Source organism: Vibrio splendidus, from assembly GCF_024347615.1.
GTDB lineage: Bacteria > Pseudomonadota > Gammaproteobacteria > Enterobacterales > Vibrionaceae > Vibrio > Vibrio splendidus.
Map to the genome: position 1 here is coordinate 1,948,325 of NZ_AP025509.1, position 24,912 is coordinate 1,973,236.

17 protein-coding genes, 6 tRNA genes and 3 rRNA genes are annotated in these 24,912 nt (G+C 42.8%); 18 read left to right on the plus strand and 8 right to left on the minus strand.

The features are described from left to right. Window positions 1–137 precede the first annotated feature (137 nt). Window positions 138–752, minus strand: a complete 615-nt coding sequence (sigZ, locus tag OCU90_RS25790; RefSeq protein WP_061025946.1) for an RNA polymerase sigma factor SigZ — start codon at window positions 750–752, stop codon at window positions 138–140. Beyond that, a complete protein-coding gene (locus OCU90_RS25795) occupies window positions 736–1,032 on the minus strand; it encodes an ArsR/SmtB family transcription factor (protein ID WP_004733042.1) in 297 nt (98 codons plus the stop codon). The genes sigZ and OCU90_RS25795 overlap by 17 nt, the downstream gene beginning before the upstream one ends. A gap of 233 nt (window positions 1,033–1,265) precedes the next feature. On the opposite strand from OCU90_RS25795, the gene OCU90_RS25800 reads away from it, so the two are divergent. After that, on the plus strand, window positions 1,266–2,366 hold the full coding sequence (locus tag OCU90_RS25800; RefSeq protein ID WP_029224480.1) for a permease: 1,101 nt from the start codon (window positions 1,266–1,268) through the stop codon (window positions 2,364–2,366). Window positions 2,367–2,468: 102 nt separating this feature from the next. Here the strand turns inward: OCU90_RS25800 and trmY are convergent, their stop codons facing one another. Beyond that, complete coding sequence (trmY, locus tag OCU90_RS25805; RefSeq protein ID WP_054541542.1) at window positions 2,469–3,068, minus strand: tRNA (pseudouridine(54)-N(1))-methyltransferase TrmY; 600 nt, start codon at window positions 3,066–3,068, stop codon at window positions 2,469–2,471. A 255-nt stretch (window positions 3,069–3,323) separates the two neighbouring features. Between trmY and OCU90_RS25810 the strand changes: the two genes are divergently transcribed. The 14 genes from OCU90_RS25810 (at window position 3,324) to OCU90_RS25875 (ending at window position 13,271) form a co-directional block, all read left to right on the plus strand. Further along, window positions 3,324–3,848 (plus strand): DUF3087 family protein, encoded by a 525-nt coding sequence (locus OCU90_RS25810; protein WP_061025949.1) that lies wholly within the window; start codon window positions 3,324–3,326, stop codon window positions 3,846–3,848. A gap of 593 nt (window positions 3,849–4,441) precedes the next feature. Continuing rightward, a 16S ribosomal RNA gene (locus tag OCU90_RS25815) occupies window positions 4,442–5,996 on the plus strand. 122 nt (window positions 5,997–6,118) lie between these two features. Next, window positions 6,119–6,194: transfer RNA gene (locus tag OCU90_RS25820), tRNA-Glu, on the plus strand. A 20-nt stretch (window positions 6,195–6,214) separates the two neighbouring features. Next, a tRNA-Lys gene (locus OCU90_RS25825) sits at window positions 6,215–6,290 on the plus strand. Window positions 6,291–6,315: 25 nt separating this feature from the next. Then, window positions 6,316–6,391: transfer RNA gene (locus tag OCU90_RS25830), tRNA-Val, on the plus strand. A gap of 25 nt (window positions 6,392–6,416) precedes the next feature. Next, window positions 6,417–6,492: transfer RNA gene (locus OCU90_RS25835), tRNA-Ala, on the plus strand. Window positions 6,493–6,558: 66 nt separating this feature from the next. Continuing rightward, window positions 6,559–6,634: transfer RNA gene (locus OCU90_RS25840), tRNA-Val, on the plus strand. Between the two features lie 460 nt (window positions 6,635–7,094). Continuing rightward, window positions 7,095–9,988, plus strand: a 23S ribosomal RNA gene (locus OCU90_RS25845). Between the two features lie 98 nt (window positions 9,989–10,086). Then, window positions 10,087–10,202: ribosomal RNA gene (gene rrf, locus OCU90_RS25850) — 5S ribosomal RNA — on the plus strand. The 16S, 23S and 5S rRNA genes sit together here with 6 tRNA genes alongside, the layout of an rRNA operon. A 105-nt stretch (window positions 10,203–10,307) precedes the next feature. Beyond that, a tRNA-Ser gene (locus OCU90_RS25855) sits at window positions 10,308–10,398 on the plus strand. An 87-nt stretch (window positions 10,399–10,485) separates the two neighbouring features. Then, window positions 10,486–10,746: a DUF6538 domain-containing protein gene (locus OCU90_RS25860; protein WP_061026120.1), complete on the plus strand. Its 261-nt coding sequence runs from the start codon at window positions 10,486–10,488 to the stop codon at window positions 10,744–10,746. A gap of 36 nt (window positions 10,747–10,782) precedes the next feature. Beyond that, window positions 10,783–11,806 (plus strand): IS630 family transposase gene (locus OCU90_RS25865; protein WP_099426184.1). Its coding sequence is split into 2 segments (ribosomal slippage): window positions 10,783–11,229 and window positions 11,231–11,806, totalling 1,023 coding nucleotides; the frame shifts between segments, so codons are not numbered across the junction. Between the two features lie 3 nt (window positions 11,807–11,809). Continuing rightward, on the plus strand, window positions 11,810–12,847 hold the full coding sequence (locus OCU90_RS25870) for a site-specific integrase (protein WP_240513427.1): 1,038 nt from the start codon (window positions 11,810–11,812) through the stop codon (window positions 12,845–12,847). Then, complete coding sequence (locus OCU90_RS25875) at window positions 12,840–13,271, plus strand: hypothetical protein (protein WP_061026103.1); 432 nt, start codon at window positions 12,840–12,842, stop codon at window positions 13,269–13,271. Before OCU90_RS25870 ends, OCU90_RS25875 begins: the two co-directional genes overlap by 8 nt. Window positions 13,272–13,356: 85 nt before the next feature. On the opposite strand, the gene OCU90_RS25880 is transcribed toward OCU90_RS25875, so the two are convergent. Continuing rightward, window positions 13,357–14,985, minus strand: coding sequence for a hypothetical protein (locus OCU90_RS25880; RefSeq protein ID WP_061026105.1), 1,629 nt, complete (start codon window positions 14,983–14,985; stop codon window positions 13,357–13,359). 161 nt (window positions 14,986–15,146) lie between these two features. After that, window positions 15,147–16,094 (minus strand): tyrosine-type recombinase/integrase, encoded by a 948-nt coding sequence (locus OCU90_RS25885; RefSeq protein WP_240513428.1) that lies wholly within the window; start codon window positions 16,092–16,094, stop codon window positions 15,147–15,149. 434 nt (window positions 16,095–16,528) lie between these two features. Here OCU90_RS25885 and OCU90_RS25890 point away from each other — a divergent pair, with 434 nt between their 5' ends. Next, window positions 16,529–17,086 (plus strand): type IV toxin-antitoxin system AbiEi family antitoxin domain-containing protein, encoded by a 558-nt coding sequence (locus OCU90_RS25890; RefSeq protein WP_061026099.1) that lies wholly within the window; start codon window positions 16,529–16,531, stop codon window positions 17,084–17,086. Between the two features lie 57 nt (window positions 17,087–17,143). On the opposite strand, the gene OCU90_RS25895 is transcribed toward OCU90_RS25890, so the two are convergent. After that, window positions 17,144–17,488: a hypothetical protein gene (locus tag OCU90_RS25895; protein WP_050642937.1), complete on the minus strand. Its 345-nt coding sequence runs from the start codon at window positions 17,486–17,488 to the stop codon at window positions 17,144–17,146. Between the two features lie 293 nt (window positions 17,489–17,781). Continuing rightward, a complete protein-coding gene (locus OCU90_RS25900; RefSeq protein WP_081090036.1) occupies window positions 17,782–19,299 on the minus strand; it encodes an ISNCY family transposase in 1,518 nt (505 codons plus the stop codon). 723 nt (window positions 19,300–20,022) lie between these two features. On the opposite strand from OCU90_RS25900, the gene OCU90_RS25905 reads away from it, so the two are divergent. After that, complete coding sequence (locus OCU90_RS25905) at window positions 20,023–22,359, plus strand: hypothetical protein (RefSeq protein ID WP_143700562.1); 2,337 nt, start codon at window positions 20,023–20,025, stop codon at window positions 22,357–22,359. 589 nt (window positions 22,360–22,948) lie between these two features. Then, entirely contained in the window at window positions 22,949–23,662 is a 714-nt protein-coding gene (locus OCU90_RS25910; RefSeq protein WP_061023098.1) for a hypothetical protein, read from the plus strand. A 135-nt stretch (window positions 23,663–23,797) separates the two neighbouring features. Here OCU90_RS25910 and OCU90_RS25915 read toward each other — a convergent pair whose 3' ends face one another. After that, window positions 23,798–24,583, minus strand: a complete 786-nt coding sequence (locus tag OCU90_RS25915; RefSeq protein WP_061023100.1) for a GGDEF domain-containing protein — start codon at window positions 24,581–24,583, stop codon at window positions 23,798–23,800. Between the last annotated feature and the right edge of the window lie 329 nt (window positions 24,584–24,912).

Below are 24,912 nucleotides of genomic sequence, written 5' to 3' on the forward strand. Positions count from 1 at the left end.
TTCGGTTCGCTCAAGCACTAGATTCGCTTAAGCACTCGATTCGCATAAACAAAGCGTGATTTGCAGATTATGAAAACAACAAAGCCAGCATCAATTGCTGGCTTTGTTCTATTGAAATAACGGATTCGATGTAACGATTAACACTTGCCGCAGCTGGCGTTCGGCTTAAGCTCGCAATCAATCACATTGCCTTGTTGATCAAGGGACAGGTTACAGCACTCTTCAAACAAGTTCTTAAGATCCCCGCGGCTTTTCTGAACACGAGACTTAACGGTTGAGTAGCTGATGTTTTGAGTTTCTGCGATCTCTTTCTGGCTTTGGCCTTTAATATCGACCGCAAGCAGTAGCGATGAACTTTGTTCTGGCAGTGCTTGAATAAAAGGTTCAATACACAACGAGAGCTTCTGCTTAAATTCAGAGTCGTGGTCTAAATCGGTAAACCACAGATCTTCAGCATCAATTTGGCTATCACGTTGTTGGCGTGCATGTTTACGGTAGAAGTCGATAATGGTGTTGTTGGCTAACTGGAACAGCCAAGCCTTAACACTGCTCGCATCTTGTACCTTGTCTAAGTTCTGATAGGTCTTAATCAAGATATCTTGGAGCAAGTCGTCTACATCCGCAGAATTGTTGACCTTTGAATGCAGGAATGACTTTAATGCTTGCTGATACTCGGCCCAGACTTGTTCGAGCTTCAAAGGTGCCTTATTCAAAGGTGCACCGTTCAAAGGTGCATCAGTTGCACTGTTCATTTACGCAACACTCGTCTTGTAAGAAATCAATCACACCTTCTAGGCACTCATATTCCGCCACGCAGAATAGAGTTCTTCCTTCTCGTCTTTGGCTGATTAGGCCCGCAGACGCCAAGCTTGATATGTGGTGAGACAAGGTAGAACCGGGAATGCCTAGTTCTTCTTGTAGGCCGCCAACTGCAATGCCTTGGTAGCCAGCTTTAACGACACTCTTATAAATGGTTAGGCGAATAGGGTGCCCCAACTCTTTAAGTGCTTTCGCAACGACTTCTAAGTTCATATTAACTCCTCAAGATTTAATTTCGATGTTAGTCGAAATGTATGTCGAATTCAAATTTAAAAACGGTGGCTGTGTAAGTCATTGAAAAAGTGTGTTTTAGAAGGTCATTTCGATTTTTATCGAAATAAAGCTTGATCTGGAGCTTTTTATTTCTATAATTCGAGAATATTCGAAATTAAGGGTTGGTTACTTTTCTCATAGAGCCCGACCTTCAATCCAGTTTGGAGTTAATTATGAGCAATGAAATGTTAACAATGCTAAAAGACGCACTTGATATGTTCGCTTTTTTAGCAGTAGAGCTAATTATCCTTTTCTTAGCGATCAGCTACATTGTTGGGATTCTTCAAGAGTTCCTTACACCAGAAAAGATTCAATCTATCCTGAGCTCACGTAATGGTAAGGGTTATGTGGTTGCAGCACTATTGGGTGCAATTACACCTTTCTGTTCATGTTCGACCATTCCTTTCTTAAAAGGATTGCTGCGTGCAAGAGCGGGTTTCGGTCCAATGATGGTGTTCCTATTCGGTAGCCCACTATTGAACCCGGTTATCATTGGTTTGTTCGTGATTACCTTCGGCTGGCAAGTTGCTGTGTTCTACTTCCTTGTAGCAATGACGGTGTCTGTAGTGGCTGGTTACGCACTTGAGAAGCTTGGCTTTGAGCGTTACGTAAAACCTGAAGCGTATGAATCAACAGGTTCAGCTTCAAGCTGTGGCACTAGCTGTGGTGACTCTGCTCCTGAGAAAGCAGCACCGGCTAAAGCGGAATCTTCATGTGGTACAAGTGTATGTGGCGAACCTGCACCAGTAATGACTAAGGAGACATCTTGCTGCGATTCGAAAAAAGAAGAGCCACAAGTCACTGTTTCATGCTGTTCAGCGGATGGAAGCGTAACAGCTGAAATCGTAGAGAAGAAAGAACCTAGCCGTTGGATGAGAATTTGGTTCTCAACTTGGAAAGACTTCAAACAAGTTTTCCCTTACCTGATGATGGGTATCGCGATTGGTTCATTCATCTACGGCTTCATTCCTACAGACCTAATTGCACAGTACGCTGGTGAAGGTATGTGGTATGCGATTCCTGTAGCGGCTGTGATTGGTATTCCACTGTACATTCGTGCTGAAGCGGTAATCCCACTAAGTGCTGCTCTAGTTCAGAAAGGTATGGCGTTGGGTTCAGTAATGGCATTGATTATCGGTAGTGCAGGTGCAAGTTTGACAGAAGTTATCCTACTTAAATCAATCTTCAAGAACCAAATGATTGCAGCATTCCTATTCGTTATCCTAAGCATGGCGATGGGTGCAGGCTTCCTATACAGCTTCATCTTTGGTTAATCAGGCTTGATTCTGAGATAACACCACAGATACCAAGAGATAGACAATTAAAAGAGCTCACTTAGTTGAGCTCTTTTTTTGTTTAGACTATTAGTTCGGAGATTAGAACCCTCTAATGTCCAGCTCATTGTTGATCAACACAACACACTGAGAAGCAAACAGCATGTTTGGACCTAAGCTGATTTTCTCCGTCCCTAAACGCTTCAAGCTGTTGTAGCTTTTCTTCGGCATAGGGATATGGTCAGTTAGAAGGAAACATGGGTTTTCGGCAATCTCTGCATCACGGATAAAGTCGCCTTTCTTATCCATCATGTACAGCTGGTGGTCTTCAGCCTGTTCTTTAACCAACTTTTCAAAGCTCATGGTACGGACAGTGATGCCCGGCTCTACCTGACGTGTCTGTTCTTTTGTCATGCCTTGAGAAGCGTCAACCGCTCTTACTACCGCAGATAACAGTGCAGATTCATGAAAGCCACCAATGTTAGTTATTTCGTTGGAATCGAATGTAATTGTTCGTGAAAAGTCTTTAGTACTCTCTAGCACAAGGTGCACGGTGACATTCTCACGGTGAGATTGAGCAACGAAGATCGTGTTCATCAGAGTATGAGCCAGAATCTCAGTATGAGCATCTTGCCCAACACCCTCTAAGATAAGTTTGCTCTCTGTAGGGGCTGCGCGAGCGCGTAATACAAATGAACGCATGGAATGTACCTTGTCAGTATGTGATAAAGCGAAACAGACTTTATCAACATGAATTGATGAATAACCAAAATTATGGCGGTATGTAACTCTTTTCTATTAATGAAGTCAAATGGAGTTATGTATAGTACTGACCAGAAGAACTATACGTATTAAATAGAGAGTGACCACATTACAAGATGGTAAAGGTTGAAGCGAACCAAGGTTTACATAGATAGTATGCGCAAATTATTAGTGACTTACATAAGGAAGTAGTCGATGAAGTTACAGAAGATAAATAAAGAAGAATATAGAAAGAAGATGAACCTACTGTTGGTTTCATTGGTTGGGTCGCTCGCCTTGTTTGCCATCGTATTCGGTAGCATTCTGATTGAACTTTTTGGTTCAGTTGGATCCGTTACTGGGGAAGCGACAGGTAATTTCCATTTGAATGTACTTGGCGTGATTTTATCAGTCGCACTGAATGCCTTTATAGCGAGCCGTGTGAAAGGGCATGATTACTTTAAGGAAGCGCTTTATGTGTGGAACCTTAAACAAATTCACAATCAAATCTATCGTAAGCTCAAGCGTATTCAACCGAAAGCTGAGCAAGGTGATCGAGAAGCATTAACTATCCTTTACTTCTATTACACTACGCAAAAACAGGTATACGACCTAGATAACAATACATTGACGATAAAAACGGTTCAGCAATCGCTAGATAACATAGTTGAGCTAAGTGAAAAGTGGAGTATCGAACTGGATATAGAGGCATTTTCGAAAGATCTAGTCGCAAAATTCTAAGTTATATGCTCTTGATTGTATGAGCTTTAACCTGTGAAAGAGGGTTTTGACGTAAAAGTAGCCGCTTAAGCAACTTTTTTGAATTTTTATTAAAATAGGGGTTGCCATGTTTTCGATGATCTCTATAATGCCGCCTCACTGACACGGCAGACGCTACAAGGCTTCAGCGGTAATCAGTAAGACGGAAAGTTCGAAAGAAATTAATTTTAAAAAGTGTTTGACACTTAAGATTAAATCGCTAGAATTCACGTCCGCTTTCAAAGGTTTCTTTGTAAAAAGAAAGTTTCGATAAGCAAAGCTCTTTAACAATTTAAACCTATCAATCTGTGTGGGCACTCGTTGATGAATATCAAAACGTTTTATCTTTCCTTTTTATAAAGAGAAGTAAAACAGATTCCTCGGAATCAACTTTGGTTTCAATGAACTGAGTGACCAATTCAATTTGGTACAGCCTTGAGCTGTTTGATTTCACTTTTTAAAGTGAAAGCCAAAAAGAGCACAGTCAATTCATTATCTTTCTGTTGGAAAGATAATAGCTTTAGAATTACTTTTTGTAGTTTTGAAGTCAGTATTCATTGAGCCGACAAAATCTTAAATTGAAGAGTTTGATCATGGCTCAGATTGAACGCTGGCGGCAGGCCTAACACATGCAAGTCGAGCGGAAACGACACTAACAATCCTTCGGGTGCGTTAATGGGCGTCGAGCGGCGGACGGGTGAGTAATGCCTAGGAAATTGCCTTGATGTGGGGGATAACCATTGGAAACGATGGCTAATACCGCATAATGCCTACGGGCCAAAGAGGGGGATCTTCGGACCTCTCGCGTCAAGATATGCCTAGGTGGGATTAGCTAGTTGGTGAGGTAATGGCTCACCAAGGCGACGATCCCTAGCTGGTCTGAGAGGATGATCAGCCACACTGGAACTGAGACACGGTCCAGACTCCTACGGGAGGCAGCAGTGGGGAATATTGCACAATGGGCGAAAGCCTGATGCAGCCATGCCGCGTGTATGAAGAAGGCCTTCGGGTTGTAAAGTACTTTCAGTTGTGAGGAAGGGGGTAACGTTAATAGCGTTATCTCTTGACGTTAGCAACAGAAGAAGCACCGGCTAACTCCGTGCCAGCAGCCGCGGTAATACGGAGGGTGCGAGCGTTAATCGGAATTACTGGGCGTAAAGCGCATGCAGGTGGTTCATTAAGTCAGATGTGAAAGCCCGGGGCTCAACCTCGGAACTGCATTTGAAACTGGTGAACTAGAGTGCTGTAGAGGGGGGTAGAATTTCAGGTGTAGCGGTGAAATGCGTAGAGATCTGAAGGAATACCAGTGGCGAAGGCGGCCCCCTGGACAGACACTGACACTCAGATGCGAAAGCGTGGGGAGCAAACAGGATTAGATACCCTGGTAGTCCACGCCGTAAACGATGTCTACTTGGAGGTTGTGGCCTTGAGCCGTGGCTTTCGGAGCTAACGCGTTAAGTAGACCGCCTGGGGAGTACGGTCGCAAGATTAAAACTCAAATGAATTGACGGGGGCCCGCACAAGCGGTGGAGCATGTGGTTTAATTCGATGCAACGCGAAGAACCTTACCTACTCTTGACATCCAGAGAAGCCAGCGGAGACGCAGGTGTGCCTTCGGGAACTCTGAGACAGGTGCTGCATGGCTGTCGTCAGCTCGTGTTGTGAAATGTTGGGTTAAGTCCCGCAACGAGCGCAACCCTTATCCTTGTTTGCCAGCGAGTAATGTCGGGAACTCCAGGGAGACTGCCGGTGATAAACCGGAGGAAGGTGGGGACGACGTCAAGTCATCATGGCCCTTACGAGTAGGGCTACACACGTGCTACAATGGCGCATACAGAGGGCAGCAAGCTAGCGATAGTGAGCGAATCCCAAAAAGTGCGTCGTAGTCCGGATTGGAGTCTGCAACTCGACTCCATGAAGTCGGAATCGCTAGTAATCGTGAATCAGAATGTCACGGTGAATACGTTCCCGGGCCTTGTACACACCGCCCGTCACACCATGGGAGTGGGCTGCAAAAGAAGTGGGTAGTTTAACCTTTCGGGGAGGACGCTCACCACTTTGTGGTTCATGACTGGGGTGAAGTCGTAACAAGGTAGCCCTAGGGGAACCTGGGGCTGGATCACCTCCTTATACGAAGATACTTACGATGAGTGTCCACACAGATTGATTAGGTTTAAAAAGAAAAAGAGATGAAGAACTCCCAAGGTTCTTCAAAGTTTGTTTCTGCTTTTAAAGTAGCGATGAACTGCAGTGTCCCGTTCGTCTAGAGGCCTAGGACACCGCCCTTTCACGGCGGTAACAGGGGTTCGACTCCCCTACGGGATACCACTTCCTTCAAGAAGTAAAAAGGGTCGTTAGCTCAGTTGGTAGAGCAGTTGACTTTTAATCAATTGGTCGCAGGTTCGAATCCTGCACGACCCACCATTTCCTCCCAAGGAAATAAAATTTGGGGCGATTAGCTCAGTTGGGAGAGCACCTGCCTTACAAGCAGGGGGTCACTGGTTCGAGCCCGGTATCGCCCACCATTTCCTCCCAAGGAAATAAAAATATGGGGCTATAGCTCAGCTGGGAGAGCGCCTGCCTTGCACGCAGGAGGTCTGCGGTTCGATCCCGCATAGCTCCACCATTCTTTCTCCATGTAAGAATGGCTTTTATTTTCACTTTTTAAAAAGTGAAGACAAAAGAACATCATGGGCGATTAGCTCAGTTGGGAGAGCACCTGCCTTACAAGCAGGGGGTCACTGGTTCGAGCCCGGTATCGCCCACCATCTTTAAGCACATTTTTCTTAGTAATAGAAAGCTGAGTGTATTTAAAAATGGTTTTGAAAGTTTAATACTTTAAAAACTCTTGCTCTTTAACAATTTGGAAAGCTGACTGATTAGCTTAATTATTTTTACTTTTTAAAAAGTAAAACAAAACGGCCAAGGCTGTGATTAAGTTAATTAAATTTAAAAGTTCTCAATGTTTATCTGCTCTTATTTAATAAGAACGGTATAAACACAACAAACACATTCAAGTGTCTTGTATTCGAATGATCAGAAATGATTGTTCATTTTTTGATTCTACTTTTTATTAAAAAGTGGAAACAAAAAGTAAATTGAGTCCGGCAAACAGTTATCAGGAATTAACCCTTCTTGATGACAACCAAAAACCTTGGTTAGTTGCCATACTAGTTTGTTTTCACTTTTCAAAAGTGAAAGTAAAACAGAGACCCTTTCGGGTTGTATGGTTAAGTGACTAAGCGTACACGGTGGATGCCTTGGCAGTCAGAGGCGATGAAAGGCGTAATAACTTGCGATAAGCCCAGATTAGGTAGTAATAACCTTTTGAGTCTGGGATTCCTGAATGGGGAAACCCACTTGCATAAGCAAGTATCCTGTTGTGAATACATAGCAACAGGAGGCAAACCGGGGGAACTGAAACATCTAAGTACCCCGAGGAAGAGAAATCAACCGAGATTCCGAAAGTAGCGGCGAGCGAAATTGGATTAGCCCTTAAGCTTTTAATGATGCAGGTGAAGAGTCTGGAAAGTCTCGCAATAAAGGGTGATAGCCCCGTAACCGACACATCATAATCAGTGAAAACGAGTAGGGCGGGACACGTGATATCCTGTCTGAATATGGGGGGACCATCCTCCAAGGCTAAATACTACTGACTGACCGATAGTGAACCAGTACCGTGAGGGAAAGGCGAAAAGAACCCCTGTGAGGGGAGTGAAATAGAACCTGAAACCGTGTACGTACAAGCAGTAGGAGCACCTTCGTGGTGTGACTGCGTACCTTTTGTATAATGGGTCAGCGACTTAATTTTAGTAGCAAGGTTAACCGTTTAGGGGAGCCGTAGGGAAACCGAGTCTTAACTGGGCGTACAGTTGCTAGGATTAGACCCGAAACCAGGTGATCTAGCCATGGGCAGGTTGAAGGTTGAGTAACATCAACTGGAGGACCGAACCGACTAATGTTGAAAAATTAGCGGATGACTTGTGGCTAGGGGTGAAAGGCCAATCAAACCTGGAGATAGCTGGTTCTCCCCGAAAGCTATTTAGGTAGCGCCTCGGACGAATACTACTGGGGGTAGAGCACTGTTAAGGCTAGGGGGTCATCCCGACTTACCAACCCTTTGCAAACTCCGAATACCAGTAAGTACTATCCGGGAGACACACGGCGGGTGCTAACGTCCGTCGTGGAGAGGGAAACAACCCAGACCGCCAGCTAAGGTCCCAAAGTATAGCTAAGTGGGAAACGATGTGGGAAGGCTCAGACAGCCAGGATGTTGGCTTAGAAGCAGCCATCATTTAAAGAAAGCGTAATAGCTCACTGGTCGAGTCGGCCTGCGCGGAAGATGTAACGGGGCTAAGCTATACACCGAAGCTGCGGCTACGTACCTTAGGGTATGTGGGGTAGGGGAGCGTTCTGTAAGCCGTTGAAGGTGGTCTGTAAGGGCTGCTGGAGGTATCAGAAGTGCGAATGCTGACATGAGTAACGATAAAGGGAGTGAAAAACTCCCTCGCCGGAAGACCAAGGGTTCCTGTCCAACGTTAATCGGGGCAGGGTAAGTCGACTCCTAAGGCGAGGCCGAAAGGCGTAGTCGATGGGAAACGGGTTAATATTCCCGTACTTCTTACAATTGCGATGGGGGGACGGAGAAGGCTAGGTGGGCCTGGCGACGGTTGTCCAGGTTCAAGTATGTAGGCGGAAAGTTTAGGTAAATCCGGACTTTCATTAACGCTGAGATACGATGTCGAGCTACTACGGTAGTGAAGTCATTGATGCCATGCTTCCAGGAAAAGCCTCTAAGCTTCAGATTGTAAGGAATCGTACCCCAAACCGACACAGGTGGTCGGGTAGAGAATACCAAGGCGCTTGAGAGAACTCGGGTGAAGGAACTAGGCAAAATGGTACCGTAACTTCGGGAGAAGGTACGCTCTTATCAGTGAAGTCCCTTGCGGATGGAGCAGACGAGAGTCGCAGATACCAGGTGGCTGCAACTGTTTATTAAAAACACAGCACTGTGCAAAATCGTAAGATGACGTATACGGTGTGACGCCTGCCCGGTGCCGGAAGGTTAATTGATGGGGTTAGACTTCGGTCGAAGCTCTTGATCGAAGCCCCGGTAAACGGCGGCCGTAACTATAACGGTCCTAAGGTAGCGAAATTCCTTGTCGGGTAAGTTCCGACCTGCACGAATGGCGTAATGATGGCCACGCTGTCTCCACCCGAGACTCAGTGAAATTGAAATCGCTGTGAAGATGCAGTGTACCCGCGGCTAGACGGAAAGACCCCGTGAACCTTTACTACAGCTTGGCACTGAACATTGAACCTACATGTGTAGGATAGGTGGGAGACTATGAAATTGCGTCGCTAGATGTGATGGAGTCGTCCTTGAAATACCACCCTTGTAGTTTTGATGTTCTAACGTTGGTCCCTGAATCGGGATTACGGACAGTGCCTGGTGGGTAGTTTGACTGGGGCGGTCTCCTCCCAAAGAGTAACGGAGGAGCACGAAGGTGGGCTAAACACGGTTGGACATCGTGTGGTTAGTGCAATGGCATAAGCCCGCTTGACTGCGAGAATGACAATTCGAGCAGGTGCGAAAGCAGGTCATAGTGATCCGGTGGTTCTGAATGGAAGGGCCATCGCTCAACGGATAAAAGGTACTCCGGGGATAACAGGCTGATACCGCCCAAGAGTTCATATCGACGGCGGTGTTTGGCACCTCGATGTCGGCTCATCACATCCTGGGGCTGAAGTCGGTCCCAAGGGTATGGCTGTTCGCCATTTAAAGTGGTACGCGAGCTGGGTTTAGAACGTCGTGAGACAGTTCGGTCCCTATCTGCCGTGGGCGTTGGAAAATTGAAAGGGGCTGCTCCTAGTACGAGAGGACCGGAGTGGACGAACCTCTGGTGTTCGGGTTGTCATGCCAATGGCATTGCCCGGTAGCTAAGTTCGGAATCGATAACCGCTGAAAGCATCTAAGCGGGAAGCGAGCCTTGAGATGAGTTTTCCCTGGCACTATAAGTGTCCTAAAGGGTTGTCGTAGACTACGACGTTGATAGGCAGGGTGTGTAAGTGCTGCGAGGCATTGAGCTAACCTGTACTAATTGCCCGTGAGGCTTAACCATACAACACCCAAGGGGTTTTGTGGACTCAGATGTACCAGACCTTGAATGCGTTTGAAGAGAAATAACTTTTAGATAAGCTTTCCGAATTTTAAAATTTGCTTGGCGACCATAGCATTGTGGACCCACCTGATTCCATGCCGAACTCAGAAGTGAAACACAATAGCGCCGATGGTAGTGTGGGGCTTCCCCATGTGAGAGTAGGACATCGCCAGGCTCCTATTTATTTTCACTTTTTAAAAAGTGAAGACAAAAGGTATCGTTACTTGCGTTAGCAATTAACAACATCATTAGTGTACTAATCTATTGATGACAATTTGTTGGAGGGATGGCTGAGTGGTCGAAAGCACCGGTCTTGAAAACCGGCAACCGTTAATAGCGGTTCTAGGGTTCAAATCCCTATCCCTCCACCACTATTCATCAAAAAAAGCCTTTGATTATCAAAGGCTTTTTTTGTATCTGTAAGACTTGAATTTGCTTCGAAACAACGAGGTAAGTCAATGTATATACAAAAATCTCCCCACGGTGTCTACTACGCACGGATCTGTACTCCAGCACAGTTGAAAGCGTTGGGATTCCCATTCGATCTAAAAATCAGCCTTCGAACAAAAGACCCTAAGCTAGCTAAAGTCATTGGCTTAAGCCTTGTCAGTGCTGTCAAAGAGGCCTTTCGTACTACAGACTCTCTGTGCTTTTCAGAGTTTCAGTTGCATCTAAAAGGCATTTTGTCCCACCACCTGAACTTATACCAATTCCATTAAATTCATGATCTAATATAGACTCTGAAAGGAGCCTATATGAACTCAGATTTATCAAAGCTTATCGGCGCAACCTCCAACGCGAGGTTGAGGCTAAGATTACTCGCGGTCTCTCACTTTATCGATGGTAAAAATCGAACTGAAATCGCGTCATTTCTTAAAGTCAGTCGTCTCAGTGTGAATAAATGGATCAAGGCCTATCTTGATTTTGGTGTTGAAGGGTTAGTAGAAAAACCTCATACAGGAAGACCTTCCAGACTCACTATTGAGCAAAAAAAACATCTTAAAGAATACGTCACTTCAAATGCAATAAAACCTGAGGGTGGGCGCTTACAAGGGAGTGACATCACACAATTCATCCTTGATGAATTTGATATATCTTACCAACCATCCGGTGTATACCGCTTACTGCATGAACTTAATTTGAGTTGGATAACGACACGTTCAAAGCACCCAAAACAATCAGAAGAAGCTCAAGAATCTTTTAAAAAAATTCCCAATAGAAACGATCCTTAAGATCCCTGGGCATATCCACTTAAAAGAAGTGCTTGTTTGGTTTCAAGATGAAGCTAGATTTGGTCAACGCAATACCACAACCAAGATTTGGGCAGAAAAAGGAACTCGACCTAGAGCCGTTCAACAGCAACAATTTGAGTACGCTTATTTGTTTGGAGCCGTTTGTATCAATACAGGCGAAGCTGAAGCTATTGTTTCACCGTTAAGCAACATGGAAGCAATGACGAAGCATCTTGAATTAATCTCAACGGCGACCCCTAGAGGTAAACATTCCGTGGTTATTATGGATCAAGCGAGCTGGCATCAAACACATTTAGCCAATCATTTTAAGAACATCACGATAATCCATATCCCGCCATATTCACCAGAATTAAACCCGATAGAACAAGTTTGGCAATGGCTTCGACAATACAAGTTAGCGAATAGGTGTTTTGAAAACTATAACGATATAGTGAACTCAGTATGCAATGCTTGGAACAGTTTTTGTGAAGATAAACGCAGAGTCCAATCCCTCTGCTTTAGAGATTGGACTCGATTGGTAAGTTAATTAATGGAATTGGTATTACAATCACAAAAGCAGGACGATCGCTTACATTTAGGTTGTATACCTTCCATAAGTCATACTTCTAAGCGTTTGAGTGAAGAAAAGCATTGGAGTGAAGCGTTAAAACACTTTCTAGAGTTCAAAGGGGTTCAAGGGGTCAGTGCATTGACTGTCCATCAGTTGAAACAGCGCATTACCTTTTTCTTTGAGAGCACTGCGCCATCTGGTTTATCAACAATAACTGCGATGGTACTGATGGAGTACATTAAGACTCTCAATAGCTCTAGTCTTTCAGCAAAAAGCTGTAAAGATTACTACGCCGCGCTGAGTCAATTTATACGTTGGTGTGCGACCATGTCTTTGATTGAAAGAAACGTGTCTGCAGATATCAAAGCGACTTTCAAGAAGTCTATAAAAGCTGATAAGCAGCGCTCAAGGTGGTCAGAGAGTCAGCTTTCAACACTCTTCTCATCTGAGCAGTTTGAGCAAGTGGATAATGGTTTCTACTGGGTTACTTTATTGCTCACGTACATGGGTATGAGGCCGAATGAAGTGTGTCAGCTACGTACAGAAGACGTGGTCGTTAGCGATCCAGTCCCTTACTTAAACGTAACAGATAAAGGTCACGGACAGCGGATCAAGAATCGTTATGCTCTGCGACAAGTCCCCATTCATCAGAGTCTAATCAAACATGGCTTTCTTGAGTATGTTGAGCTTCGTAAGAACAATAGCAAAACCTGTCTATTCGATTACAAGCCACTGGGTCTCAACAAGGACTGGAGCCAACAATATTGCCAACAATTCGGCAGACTCCTATCTAAGATCGGATTGAAAGCAGGGCAACGCCCTACTGCGTACTCCCTCCGTCACACTTTCATTGATGTTCTTAAGCAAAAGGAAGTGGCTGAGTCTACAGTCGCTGATATCGTTGGCCATCATCACCCCTCAATGACATTTGGCCGATATGGTAAGCAAACAAAACTGAAACTTATGCTTAGTGCGGTTAACCAGTTCTCACTTCAACTGGGAGGCTCACATGAGTAAGTTCAACTATGATGAGTTGCACACGGTTTATAAGGCGTTCAAGCAAAGCTATTTTGAAGGGGATGAAACCTCGTTGCTTGCGTTATCGAAACAGTATGACTATCAAGATATCCACTGCCTCTATCAGCTTTTTGAGCGCCTCGAAGATAAGCCAAGCACAACATCTATGTCATTAATGGCATTAGGAATAGATTGGCAAACACAACAGGCACTGTTTGGTGACTTTGAAACACTGAGAGAAATTGCAGGGCTCGTAAGCCCTCCTCCCATGTCACACGCAGAGTGTTTTGATGCCTTTGTTCTACCTTATTGGACCATTATGTCAAAGAAAGGGATTGTTCTTATTAGCACTAGAAGCCAAGAGCATTTTACTTTCGTACATCGTGTGTCAGGAGTAGAAATTCAAGTTAATATAAAGCGCTGAATCTCAATGTCATTTTGAAAAACCAAATCTCGTGAACACCTTAGAGCTCACGAGATTTACCTTTTAAATTATTATGAAGACCTTATCAATCGAACTCTCGGTCGGCACTCATTCTCCGTTTTTTGGGGGACGCAGTGTTCAGGTTTTCCCTATTATCTAGGAGGGCGTCTTTCATCCCACATACAAGTGCCTGCTGTATTGGGTTTCCATCCAATTTTGTCATGTGAGCTGACATCCTTCTTTCTAATAAAGTCAGTAGTTCTTTCTCATCCCTTTGTTCAAAGACAAATGATTTCATCAGATCTTGAAAGATGGGAGCTAACGTCTCAATAACGGTATGAGTCAGTTTAGCGATCACCTTTTTTAGAGATGAGATTGATTTCTCTAACTGTTCATTTTTTTCTTCATTTTGTAGAGCTTTTGACTCTGTCGTTTTGAGCTGTTCTTTAACTGTTGATAGAGCGGTTAAGGTTGTCTCCAGTTGATTGGTTGCAGTGCTTGTGGTCGATCGTAGTAAGTCTATATCTACATGTAATCTTTTGATTTTGTCTTGCTTCTCTTTTTCTGTATTCCTAATTTTGTTGAGGTGTTGATTCAGTTGGTTCAACTCTTCGCCCTTCGATGAGAGTTGCAGCTTGGCCTCTTGCAGTTCTTTCTCAAGCTCTCTAGTGAAGTAATTAAACTCTCTTTCATTTTTTGGTAACTGTGCTTGTCGACGCATTTCTTTTATTTTGCGTCTATTTTTCTGAAGATCTTCGTTGAATTCCATGGTTAATCCCTTTGGTCTAAACAGCTGATGATTCATAAATCGACGAAAACATTCCTGTATTAGCTCACCTTGCTCTGATTGCTCTTTTCTAGAAAAGCATGCACCTTGTTTATACCGGATTGGCGTGTGTGACTGATCCAAGTGATTCTTCATCTTTTGCGCAAGATTTGCTTTTTCAATTCTCAGATCCCACTCTGTTGTTCTGTTGTTTTGTGCTTTAAGAAAAAGGTGAACATGCTCCCCTGTTCCTTCATCAAGACCTCTTTCATCACTATGAACAAACACGGCGGCTATTTCATAATCTTTGAAGTAGTTGCGGTAGTAGTTCATCAGTGCTTCAGCCATTTCACGGCCACAAACAAGGTCGTGAGAAACTTCATTTCGGTGTGGAATGACAAAAATCGACTCTTCTACCAAGTTTGAGTTCAAATTTTTAGGGAACGAAACCAGTTTGTTATGAACTGAAATATATCTCTCAAAAGCGTTCAGTCTTTGCTTCTTGCGAGAGAAATCAATATTCCTAGCTTCGTCGAGCAAAGAGTCAAGTTTAAGCGGGACATGTTCAGGTGTGCCTAAAATCTTAGCGATAAAATTAGACCCCTCGGTATTTCCCTTTTCTGATTGCAGAGCGTCTTTTAGCTTTTTCTTGTATGCTCTCTTTTTTTGTTTACATTTGGTCAGCCCTTCGTTGGGCTTTTGAGGCAGCCTTAGAGAATCGACAAACTCAGACTTATCGTCATTGTTTAAATTATCAAGCTTCGTCCATTGGTTATTGATATATACTTGGTTGAGGTGACTTAGATCTGGATTCCATTCAATGGTTTCAGACTTCGCATTTTCATCTCGGATACTATGTCCTGCTGACTTCTTAAGCTTGGCCTGTTTTTCTGCTGTGCCGGAATACGGAAGCGTAGAGAAAAAACATGTGATGGCTTTATTTTTCATTGTGTAGTCCTCGGTTTGCGTGTTGTTGGGGTTGAGGGGCGTAGCCCCCACCAAGAAGCTTTCGTTCATCTTTTACGCAGTAAAAGTGTTGCGAAAGTGTCCTTGGTTACGATGTCGTTATCTTTTTGAAAGCCGGTGTCGAGACACCGGAATGAGGCAAATTAAAGGATGGGTTTGTCGACCGAATTTGCAGCTTTCTGAAAGTGCAAATCAATCAGGTTGGGGTAGTCTTTTGCGTCTTCTTCAATCCACTTTGAGTAATGCTTATAAAGCATGTCTAGAGTGTTGTGCCCTAGTTGAGACCTTATCCAATAAAGATTTGCCCCACTCAAAATAGCTTGAGATGCGAATGTATGACGGGCCTGACTCGCACCTCGATGAGCTACGCTGGCTGCAACGAGCCAGCTTTTAAAGGTGCGATCTATTGCTTTATCTTTTTGGTAAAATTTCCCTGTATCAAGATTAGGGAATAGAGGTTTTGCGGTAAGTTTGGTTCGGGTCTTTTGATCATTTTCGGTGATATGGATTTCTTGAGCCGCTAAGCCAAAGATTAAACTTAACTGGTTTTCAATTATCTTTTGGGCTGTCTTAGACAATTGAATCCTACGCTTTGATCCTGTAGTTTTTGGCCTTTTAAAGTGATTAACTACGCAAGCTCTCTCAACTTTAAGCTCTCTTTTTATTGGGTCATAATCATCAACAACTAGTGCCAACCACTCACTTTTTCGAAGCCCTGTATGGCAAGCCAGAAGGACCCCATTTTTAACACTTGAGCAAGCTGCTGCTTGGTGAGTTAAACGGGTTATATCATTCAGTGTGAATGGATTACAGCTAATGGGAGCATTTTGTAAGTTATGGATACCATCAACTGGAGATTGTGTAATAAGCCGATCCCCAACTGCAAACGTGAATACTTTTCGAATAAGTGTCAGGTCTTCATTAAGCGTTTTGTTTTTAAGATCATTGTGTGCATGTAAGTAGCGAAGAATACCGCTTCGTACGATATCTCGAATGTCTAGTTCTCCGAAAAACGTTACGATACGTTTTAGCTTAGATCTCCATGCTTTTATTGTTGAGTTAGCGTAAGTTCCTTTTTCAAGTTCGAACATTGTTTCTGCTACCGTGCGAAACAAAAACTTATCTCTGCATTTCATGATGCAAACCTCATTTTTATTTGAGATCTACGCTACAGATTTACAAAAAAGCCGTCAATAATGCTGGAAAATCATAAGTGCATGATTTTACTATAAAATAAATACACACCTCAACATTATTGCTTAAATAACAATCGCTTAAAAAAGTAATTAAGCGATATCGCACAATATAACCAATCAATCCATTTGACTTATTAATAAATCTTAATTAGAAAAAATCACCACAATTAACCAATTTGGTTGGTTAATTATATTGATGTGGATATTTTTGTTAACATTATATATTGAAATATTAAACTCATGATTTTTTGTTTATCTGAATCATTTTTGACATGTAGGAATTTGGATATTTTTAATGAGTTTAGCTATTTTCGCCCAATAGCAGTGTTGTGTGCACCACCTCAGACGCTGCAAAATTCAATGTAACTCGTGCCGCCCTTTCTCGCGCTGTGGAAAAAGGTGACATAGAAAAACTACAGCGAGGACTCTACGGGTATGTAGGCAGAGAAGAATTGGAGGTGCACTCTTTAGCTGAGGTCAGTGTCAGAGCGAAAAAAGGGGTTATTTGCCTTCTATCAGCACTCCGTTACCACAATCTCACTACCCAAGCGCCTTTTCAGATATGGCTCAGCATTAAAAAAAATGATAGGGCTCCCAATATTGAATACCTAAGCATTAAGATTGTTCGTACCAGGGACGTGACGGATTTGGGGGTGATCTCAACACAAGTTGATGGCATCCCTGTTTTAGTATCGGACGTTGAGCGGACGATTGTTGATTGCTTTAAGTTCCGTAACAAGATCGGGATTGATGTCGCGATTGAAGCACTTACAGAGGCAAAAAGAGCCAACAGATTTGAGCAAGAGAAGCTCTGGGAGTATGTAAAGCATTACAGAATGACAAATGTAATGATGCCCTATATGGAGGTAATAAGCTGCAATGGTTAGTCACTTACTTCTAACTCGTTGTTACCTTGTTTTATAGAGTGCGAGATTGAAGATCGATCATATTGCAGAAAGCGCAGCAATTGCTTTGACGGCTATATTCTCAGGACAATGACCATAACGCTCCTCCAAAGCATGGAATTGCTCAAGTGTGAAGCATGTAGCCAAAGAGTTTAAGCGTTTTCCTTTTAGGGTTTCCAGAGGAAAAGCAGCAGTAGAGCAACTTATATCAGCTTCGTCCCAAACAACACGCTGACCGTCGCGCTTTTTATAGCGTTCGTCTTGCTTTAGGACGTTTCTGCCTTTCAAGGTATCAATTACAAATCCCAAAGGGAGGTCGTTTATCTTTGCTAAATGCAGCAATGTGTTGACCTTCGTTTTATAGCGCTTACTAAAATATCGCATAATTTTCCTGATACAGTTTCTTGAATACTTGTGTAGTTTTACAACTAACTACAGCCGATTAAACTGCAGCAGTGACATTGTTTAGTTTAAGCCCCTCGATTCTGTTTTGCTAGCTAACGAACGTCAGGTTTACTTGTCGATAGCTGCTTAGTAAATTCAATTCGTAGTACTATTCCACCCACAGCCCACAATTTAGAACATTTGGTGTGATTACCGAGGGAGGTTGACGGTCTAAATACCGAAGGATTCTGTCGCTGCTCTATTCATAGTAGTCCACTATTGCAGATTAGTTTCTATTCGATAATTGATTCCTCGGCACGTGCCTCCCGTAACTCTCTTGTATTCAGCTTTTCTTCAAGCCAGATGTTCCTTACTGTTGAGTGACTAATCGAGATGTTAAAACGCTTTCTCATCTCACCACTTATCCTAATAGAGGTTAGGTGAGGCGATTTGAGTGTTAATGAGATGACGATATTTCGAGTCTTTTCATCGATGCGATTATTGTTGTGTGATTGACCATACAGACGTTTCAAAGCAAGTGGGCCATGGGCTTCAAGCAATTGACGGTTGTTGTGAATGCTTTTGACAGAACAACCGCTTTGTCGGGCCGCTTCTCTAACATTCCCTAACTCATTGGCAAGCTCTATAGCCTCGATCTTTTTCTGAACCTCTTCTCCGTATTCTTTCCTAGAGCTAGGCTCAGTAAGCTCTTTAATCGATAACTCTCGGTCAGCAAAGTAAGCCGTAAAACCACCATCAAGTTGCTTACGTAATTCGACTTGTTGACTCACGATAGAGTGCCGTAATGGGGAGGTGATTTGATACATTGCGTTGGCGTAACTGAAGGTATGATCTCGACGGATTTTTCGATATTCTTTTTGAATACATATCGCGTCAATGTTGAGGTACTTCGGAACGGGTGTATGCTCAGAGCGCATTAATTTGGCGTTGACTGTGAGGGTCGTTGCCCAATACTCAGGGATGAAGGTATTTTGTAGGTAGTTATTTGCACTGATCATATCAGTAACCCCAGCCAGCCTTAACTCAGGGACTAGACGATCTTGGAACGTATCAAAGGCACGTTCGATGCGACCCTTGCCTTGAGGCGAATTGGCAAAAATAATTTCTATACCCAGCTCTTCACAGGCTCGTTGCATCTGGGAGAAGTGGCAACGTTTTGGTCCACCGAAGATGCCAGCTCTATCGACATACAGAGTCTTAAAAAGACCTTTTTTCTTGATATAAGTTTTCATTACTTTGAGGCATCCTTCGGTGGTTTCTGAAGGAAAAAACTCCGCATGAACCTCACTGGTTGCATCATCAATCATGGCGATAAGACAGGATTTTTTATCACCGAACCAAAGGTGCGGACTGCCGTCCATTTGCAGCATTAAGCCTTCGGCTTCCATACGCTCACGTCGTCTTCTTACCTTAGAACGTCGATGTTTGGCTCGTTTTACATGATGGATTTCATGTGCCCAGGTACGAAGCGTCTCCCGTTTTACTTTGATACCTTCAAATACCTCTAACATATCGGCGAGATGAAGCATGTTAAAGTCGTAATACTTGGTCTTTATAAGAGCTTGAACTTGTTGCTTTAAGGTAATGGGGATTTTATTAGCGGGTGCCCTTCCTGTGTTGCCATGAACCACAAATCGGATACCATCAGAGCGATATCGCCTGAGATAACGTTCGATGGTTCTGCGAGACTTCTTGAGGAGCTTAGAGGCATTAGTAATTGAGATTTTACCGAGAGCAACTTTTGCGATGATATCCACGGTAAGCTGAGATTGAGTATCCATAACGATCATCCTATACACCCCTGACTAATTCGTAGCACTAGTCAAAGGATTACGTAAAAATAGAGACCGTCAATTTCCCTCGGTAATTAAGCGAATGACAAAGTCGCTTGGTAGTTACGATACGACAGAATCGCTTGGTGATCACACAATTTAGAACATTTGGTCTAAATGATTTTTGCCCCATTTATTGTTAGTGCTTTTACTCATTCATACCTTAGTTAACCTGAGTCTTCCCTACTCATAGTTATCCAATTGAGTTGATAAATTAGTATTCCCGTTTTTGGAAGATATTTCGCGGCCTAGTTTCCTAATACCTAGAATATCTAACAATGTGGCTGAATTTTCTGATCCACTACAAACCTTCGTATAGATTCACTATTAACGGTGAAATGCTGTTCTTACTTAACATCATGAATAATTGTTATTTATAGTTCCAATAAGGGTATAAATTCAATAATCGACTACTTCTAAATCTAGACGTCAGCTTGATAGTGATATTGTTTAAATAGATACACATTCTCAACTTGCCAATAAGAAAAAATAATACAGACAATTCTCTACACGTACTATTAGCCCATCCGTATTAAGCTGTGCTTAATAGCGAGTTAAAATATCATAAATATTCACGTAGGTTAGATCCGCATAACATGCCCGCATCGTCACCAAGGATGGTCCGCAGCCAAAGCAATGAGCACACATGGCATTAACTTAACAATCAAGCGGATTACTTACATGAACACGAACAAAACAATTCTAGCAACTTTGGTTGCTTCTTCTCTTTCTTTTAATGCATTGGCTGAAAAAGTCGATGTTGTAGCAGCAAATCAAGCGACGCAAAAAGCCATCATTAGTCAGATGGACGCTATCGATGCTTCTGTTCTTGCAAAGCTTAACGCTCAAAATGAGCGCGTTGTTGAGTTAAATGGCGTTACTTACGAACAAGACGAAAAAGGTGTTTGGGCAGTTGTTGGCGCTAGCGCTCTTGGCTTGACTGCTGCGTTGTTGAGTGGCTCTACGGGTGGTAGTGGTTCTCCTGATGATAACGGAATTCCTGACTACGACTTCGAAACTGGAGCTGTTCCTGATGGTGAAGGCCAAGAAGGTGTTAACGGTTGGTCTGTTGCTAACGGTCAAATCTACTACAACGGTGTTGAAACTCTTAACCCAATGGCTGACGGCACTCTTGTGAACCAGAGCGGTGACGTTGTAGGTACTTACGTGAAAGCAGGTGAAGGTTACTTCATCTACGACATGAACGGTAACCCACACGCTGCATGGACTAAAGATAACGGTTTCGTACTAGCTAATACTCCTGATGTTGACTTCGGTCCAATTACTGATGGTGATGGCGTATCTGACCAAGGTCCAGGTGCTCAAGGTATCACTATTGTAGATGGTGGCATCTTCAAAGGTGGCGAGAAGATTGGTTTCATCGCTGCTGACGGTAACGTTAACCTATACAACCTAGATGGTTCAGAAGGTAACTTCACTATCGGTACTGCTAAATACAACGGTGAAGGTACTCTAGTAGGTATTGACGGTGTTAATGGTAACAACGTTGTTATCCGCCCTGACCGTATCACTATCGTTGGTGAAAGCAACACTGTTACTATCAGCAAGATTAACGGCTCAGTACGTGTTGAAGCTGATAAGAATTACGGTGTAGATGCTCCATCTAACCCTAACCGTCCAATCATCGACAAAGATGGTTCAGTTACTCCTGAAGTTGATGTTGAAAAACCAGGTAACGACCGTTTAGATCGCATCATCTCTGGTGAGCTTGGTGGTGAGGTTCACATCTCTGGTAACGACTACTTAATCACTATGGTTAACGGTGAGCAAGTTAAGCTTCACAATGTAGAACGTACAGACGACCGTAACGTATCTTTCTCTTCGGCTGGTCAGAACTACAACCTGCATAAGAAACATGACGGAACATTCTGGATTCAGCAAGAACAAGGTAACGGTACTGGCAGTTGGAAAACAATTGGCACTGGTCAAGATGTACTAAATAATATCGGTGAACGTCGTGGTGACGCTATCTACGGTGGTGATGCACCAGTTCGTGGGGGGAACATAGATGGTAAGCTTGGTGGTTCAGAAGTTCACCCTGATATCGACTATCCAGAAATTCCAGGTGTAGATAACAAGCCTGGAACTCCAGATGTTGACAACAAGCCAATCGCACCAGAAGTAGACAACAAGCCTGGTCTACCAGACGCTGAAGGTCCAATTGCTGACAACGAAGCATCTTGGAAAGTTCTACATGAATCTGCTGGTTCAGTATTCATCGAAGTAACTGACCTAAACGGTTCTAAGTACGACGTTCGTGTTGATAAACTGTCTGGTGACGTGTTCTGGAAGGGTCAAAACTTAGGTAACGTAGTTGGTGGTCAAGTAACTCTGCCTGACTCTGGTCGTGATGGTTCTCTAACTCCTGAAATTAGCCCTATCGAGTGGGTAGATTTCACTAGCATGAGCAAAGAAATCCAAGTACGTACTCTTAACGGCCTAGTACAAGGCTCTGACCTTGGTGACGACGCAAAGAATTACATGGGTTTCCAAGCTAATGGCCGTTTCTCTGGCACTGACCGTGATGGTGCTAACCAAGCAGCCCTTAACATGCTTACTAGCGGTGAAATGACTGTTAAGCAGATTACTGTACTTAACAATGTATCAATCACTAACAACGGTGCTGACTCTTCTCTACTAACTACAATGTTGTTCGATGCAGCTAAAGTAGATGGTGGTGCTGACGCAATCTCAAATGCTTGGAACAGCAACGAGAACTTAGTGCAAGTATTCGGTGAGAAGACTTACTCTGAAATCCTAGCTGCATCACAAGATCGTTCTGACGTTTCTCGTGAGAAGACAGCTAAGGTTATCAAAGCACTTCTTAACGTAGAAGCTGGTAACGGCGAGCACATGAAAGCTATGGCTAAGGCTAAGCTTAAAGACAAGATTGATAACGGTGAAATCTCTCCTGAGAAACTAACTAAGCTGCAAAATATGGACAAGACTAAGCTTCAATCTATCAAAGCTAAGATCAAAGCACGCTTCGCTAAATAAGCCTAATTAGTAATAAAGTCGAAGCCATTTCCTTAATTGGGAGTGGCTTCATTATTGCTCCACAACTAAGTAAACTTTTATGAAATTATCAACCTTTGCCATCGTAGGTGCTATCGCGTCGTTCTCTGCTGGGTTTGCGTATGGCGATGCTCTGGATACCATCTGAGAAACATTCAATGTTTCCTACAGTAAATCTGATTACAGCAGTGATCATGTCTTCACTCTAAATGGCTCATATGACCTGATACGCGGTGGTGATCATCTGTTATCAAAGCTCACACCAACAAGTAACTTCATTCTTATGCTTAAGTAAGAGTAATGATCAAGATCACTTTCGAGTGGACTTCATTCATTATTCTGAAAGCTTTAAAAAGTAAAAGATGAAATCGTTAACAACGTATATCGATAAGCAATCTTGAATATCTGGAGTTCATGTAGGGCTAAGGATAGCCCGTCCATTCAAGCCTATTAAGCTTTGCTTAATAGGCTTTTTCATAACACTCAATATGCTCATGTTTAATGATTTATTACTATACATTCAACTTATAAATACTTAATGGCAAGGAGGTCACTATCAAAGGTTCTATCTATGAAAAAGCTCTGTTTACTCGTTATCCCTTTCTTATCTTTCCCTGTTTCTGCTGATTGGCAAGAAGCGGTCGATTTGGTGGGTGAAACGTTCAATATTTCGGTTAGTAAGAGTGATTTTCTTGGTAAAAGTAATAACGATGACTTAACGTACACACTATATGGTTCTTATAACTTAAATGATGATTGGCGCATTTTTGGTCAAGCAGATACGGACCACTTCCTGGAGCTAGGGGTTGGGTATTCGTTTATTTTAGCAGACCAAATCTACAATGAAGTGACCACCTCTGTTGGTGGGAACGATGACAATGTGATGGTGTACAGTGCTGGGCTATTCAGTGCGATTGGTTGGAACGATTTTGTTTTTTATTCAAACGTTTCATCTCAGTATATCGATAATCGAATTACTGACTTTCCAGATTTGAAAGTACGTTTGGAAAAGATCAGCTTAGATAAAACCATTGGTACATTTTATGAGGTCAATTCATGGCTGTCAGCGTCATTGTCTTATACTCATGAAGCGACACATTATAATAAAATTAAGGTGCACTCTTTTAAACTGTACCGCGAAGGTGAATATAAACAGTATATATCTCCAGGGATCACCGTAAACATCTTCGGTGTAAAGCCCACGATTTCGTACAACTATTACTTTGACGATAAAGACCCTAAAGAGAGCAGTTACTTCGACTTTAGCTTGAACTTCGATTTTTAGTAAATCACAATGATTTGGATATCTTATAGATGACGGTTAAACGAACTATAACCCTATGGTAGGTATCACCGCATGGCTATGGATTGCATCTCTGTGTCCAAAGCCATTGATTTAGCCCATATTACTTATGATGCTTTAGCTAATATTAAAACTATTTCTTGTTGTTCTTTTCACTTTATAAAGGTTGTTGTCGGCAGCTTTGAAGAGTGATGCTTGGCAGTTATTCGCTGATGATAGCAAGGCCCCACCAATACTGACCGTTAGTCTATCGGCACTAGGATGAGCCAATTCGAGGTCTCTTACTTTCTGGTTAATCTTCATTGCAACGGTTTTAAGGCCGAGCATGTGAGTGTTCGGCAAAATGAAAGCAAACTCATCTCCACCGTAACGAGCAACAATATCTTCAGGCCTTTTCACACAAGACTGAAGAGTCGTTGCGACCAATTTAATGTATTTATCGCCCACATCATGCCCCATGCAGTCGTTAATTTGCTTAAAATGGTCAATGTCTACGATCAAGAGACCGAGCTCAGTATTAGCTCGTTGTGTTCGACGAATTTCATCGTTAAGTTTTCGGTCAAAATAGCGACGATTATACAAATTCGAGAGTGCATCTATGTGACTTGTATGACCGAGTTTTACATTTAGAGATTCGATTTGCATATTTTGTAATGTAATTCGTCGTAAGAATTTTTGCTCTCGCAGAGAGGCGATGAATTTTTTATGTGTGTATTGGTATCCTGACATTCCAATATAGACAGTCCAGATAACGATTACAGAGCATGAAAAATAAAAATGGCTATTGAGATTGATCTCTGGATAAATGAATTTAAGGGTGATGAAGCTAAGCCCAAAGTTGAGACCAAAAAGAGGGAGCAGTACTACTTTTTTTAGCAAAAATAGTCTCGACAGTAATGTCATTGAAATAATGCTTATGGGCGCATAGGTTAATGAGTGAGTCAGTGTGATCGCATTAATGATGGAAAGGTTACTCGAGAGTATAAATAAACATCCTATGTTTAATTTATAACTCGGTGAAAACCTAGCGACGATTAAATAAGTACTAAAACAAATAATTGGAGAAACGCACACCAAAAAGAACTTGATGAAAGTAATACTATAGGGTGACGTAATGACGGCGCTTCGAATAGCCCACGAGTCCATTGTGAGTGCGAGTACCAACGATATAAGCCCAAATATTAAAGACGTTAGTTTCAGATTTTTATGATTATGAATGACTTGATGGTCTT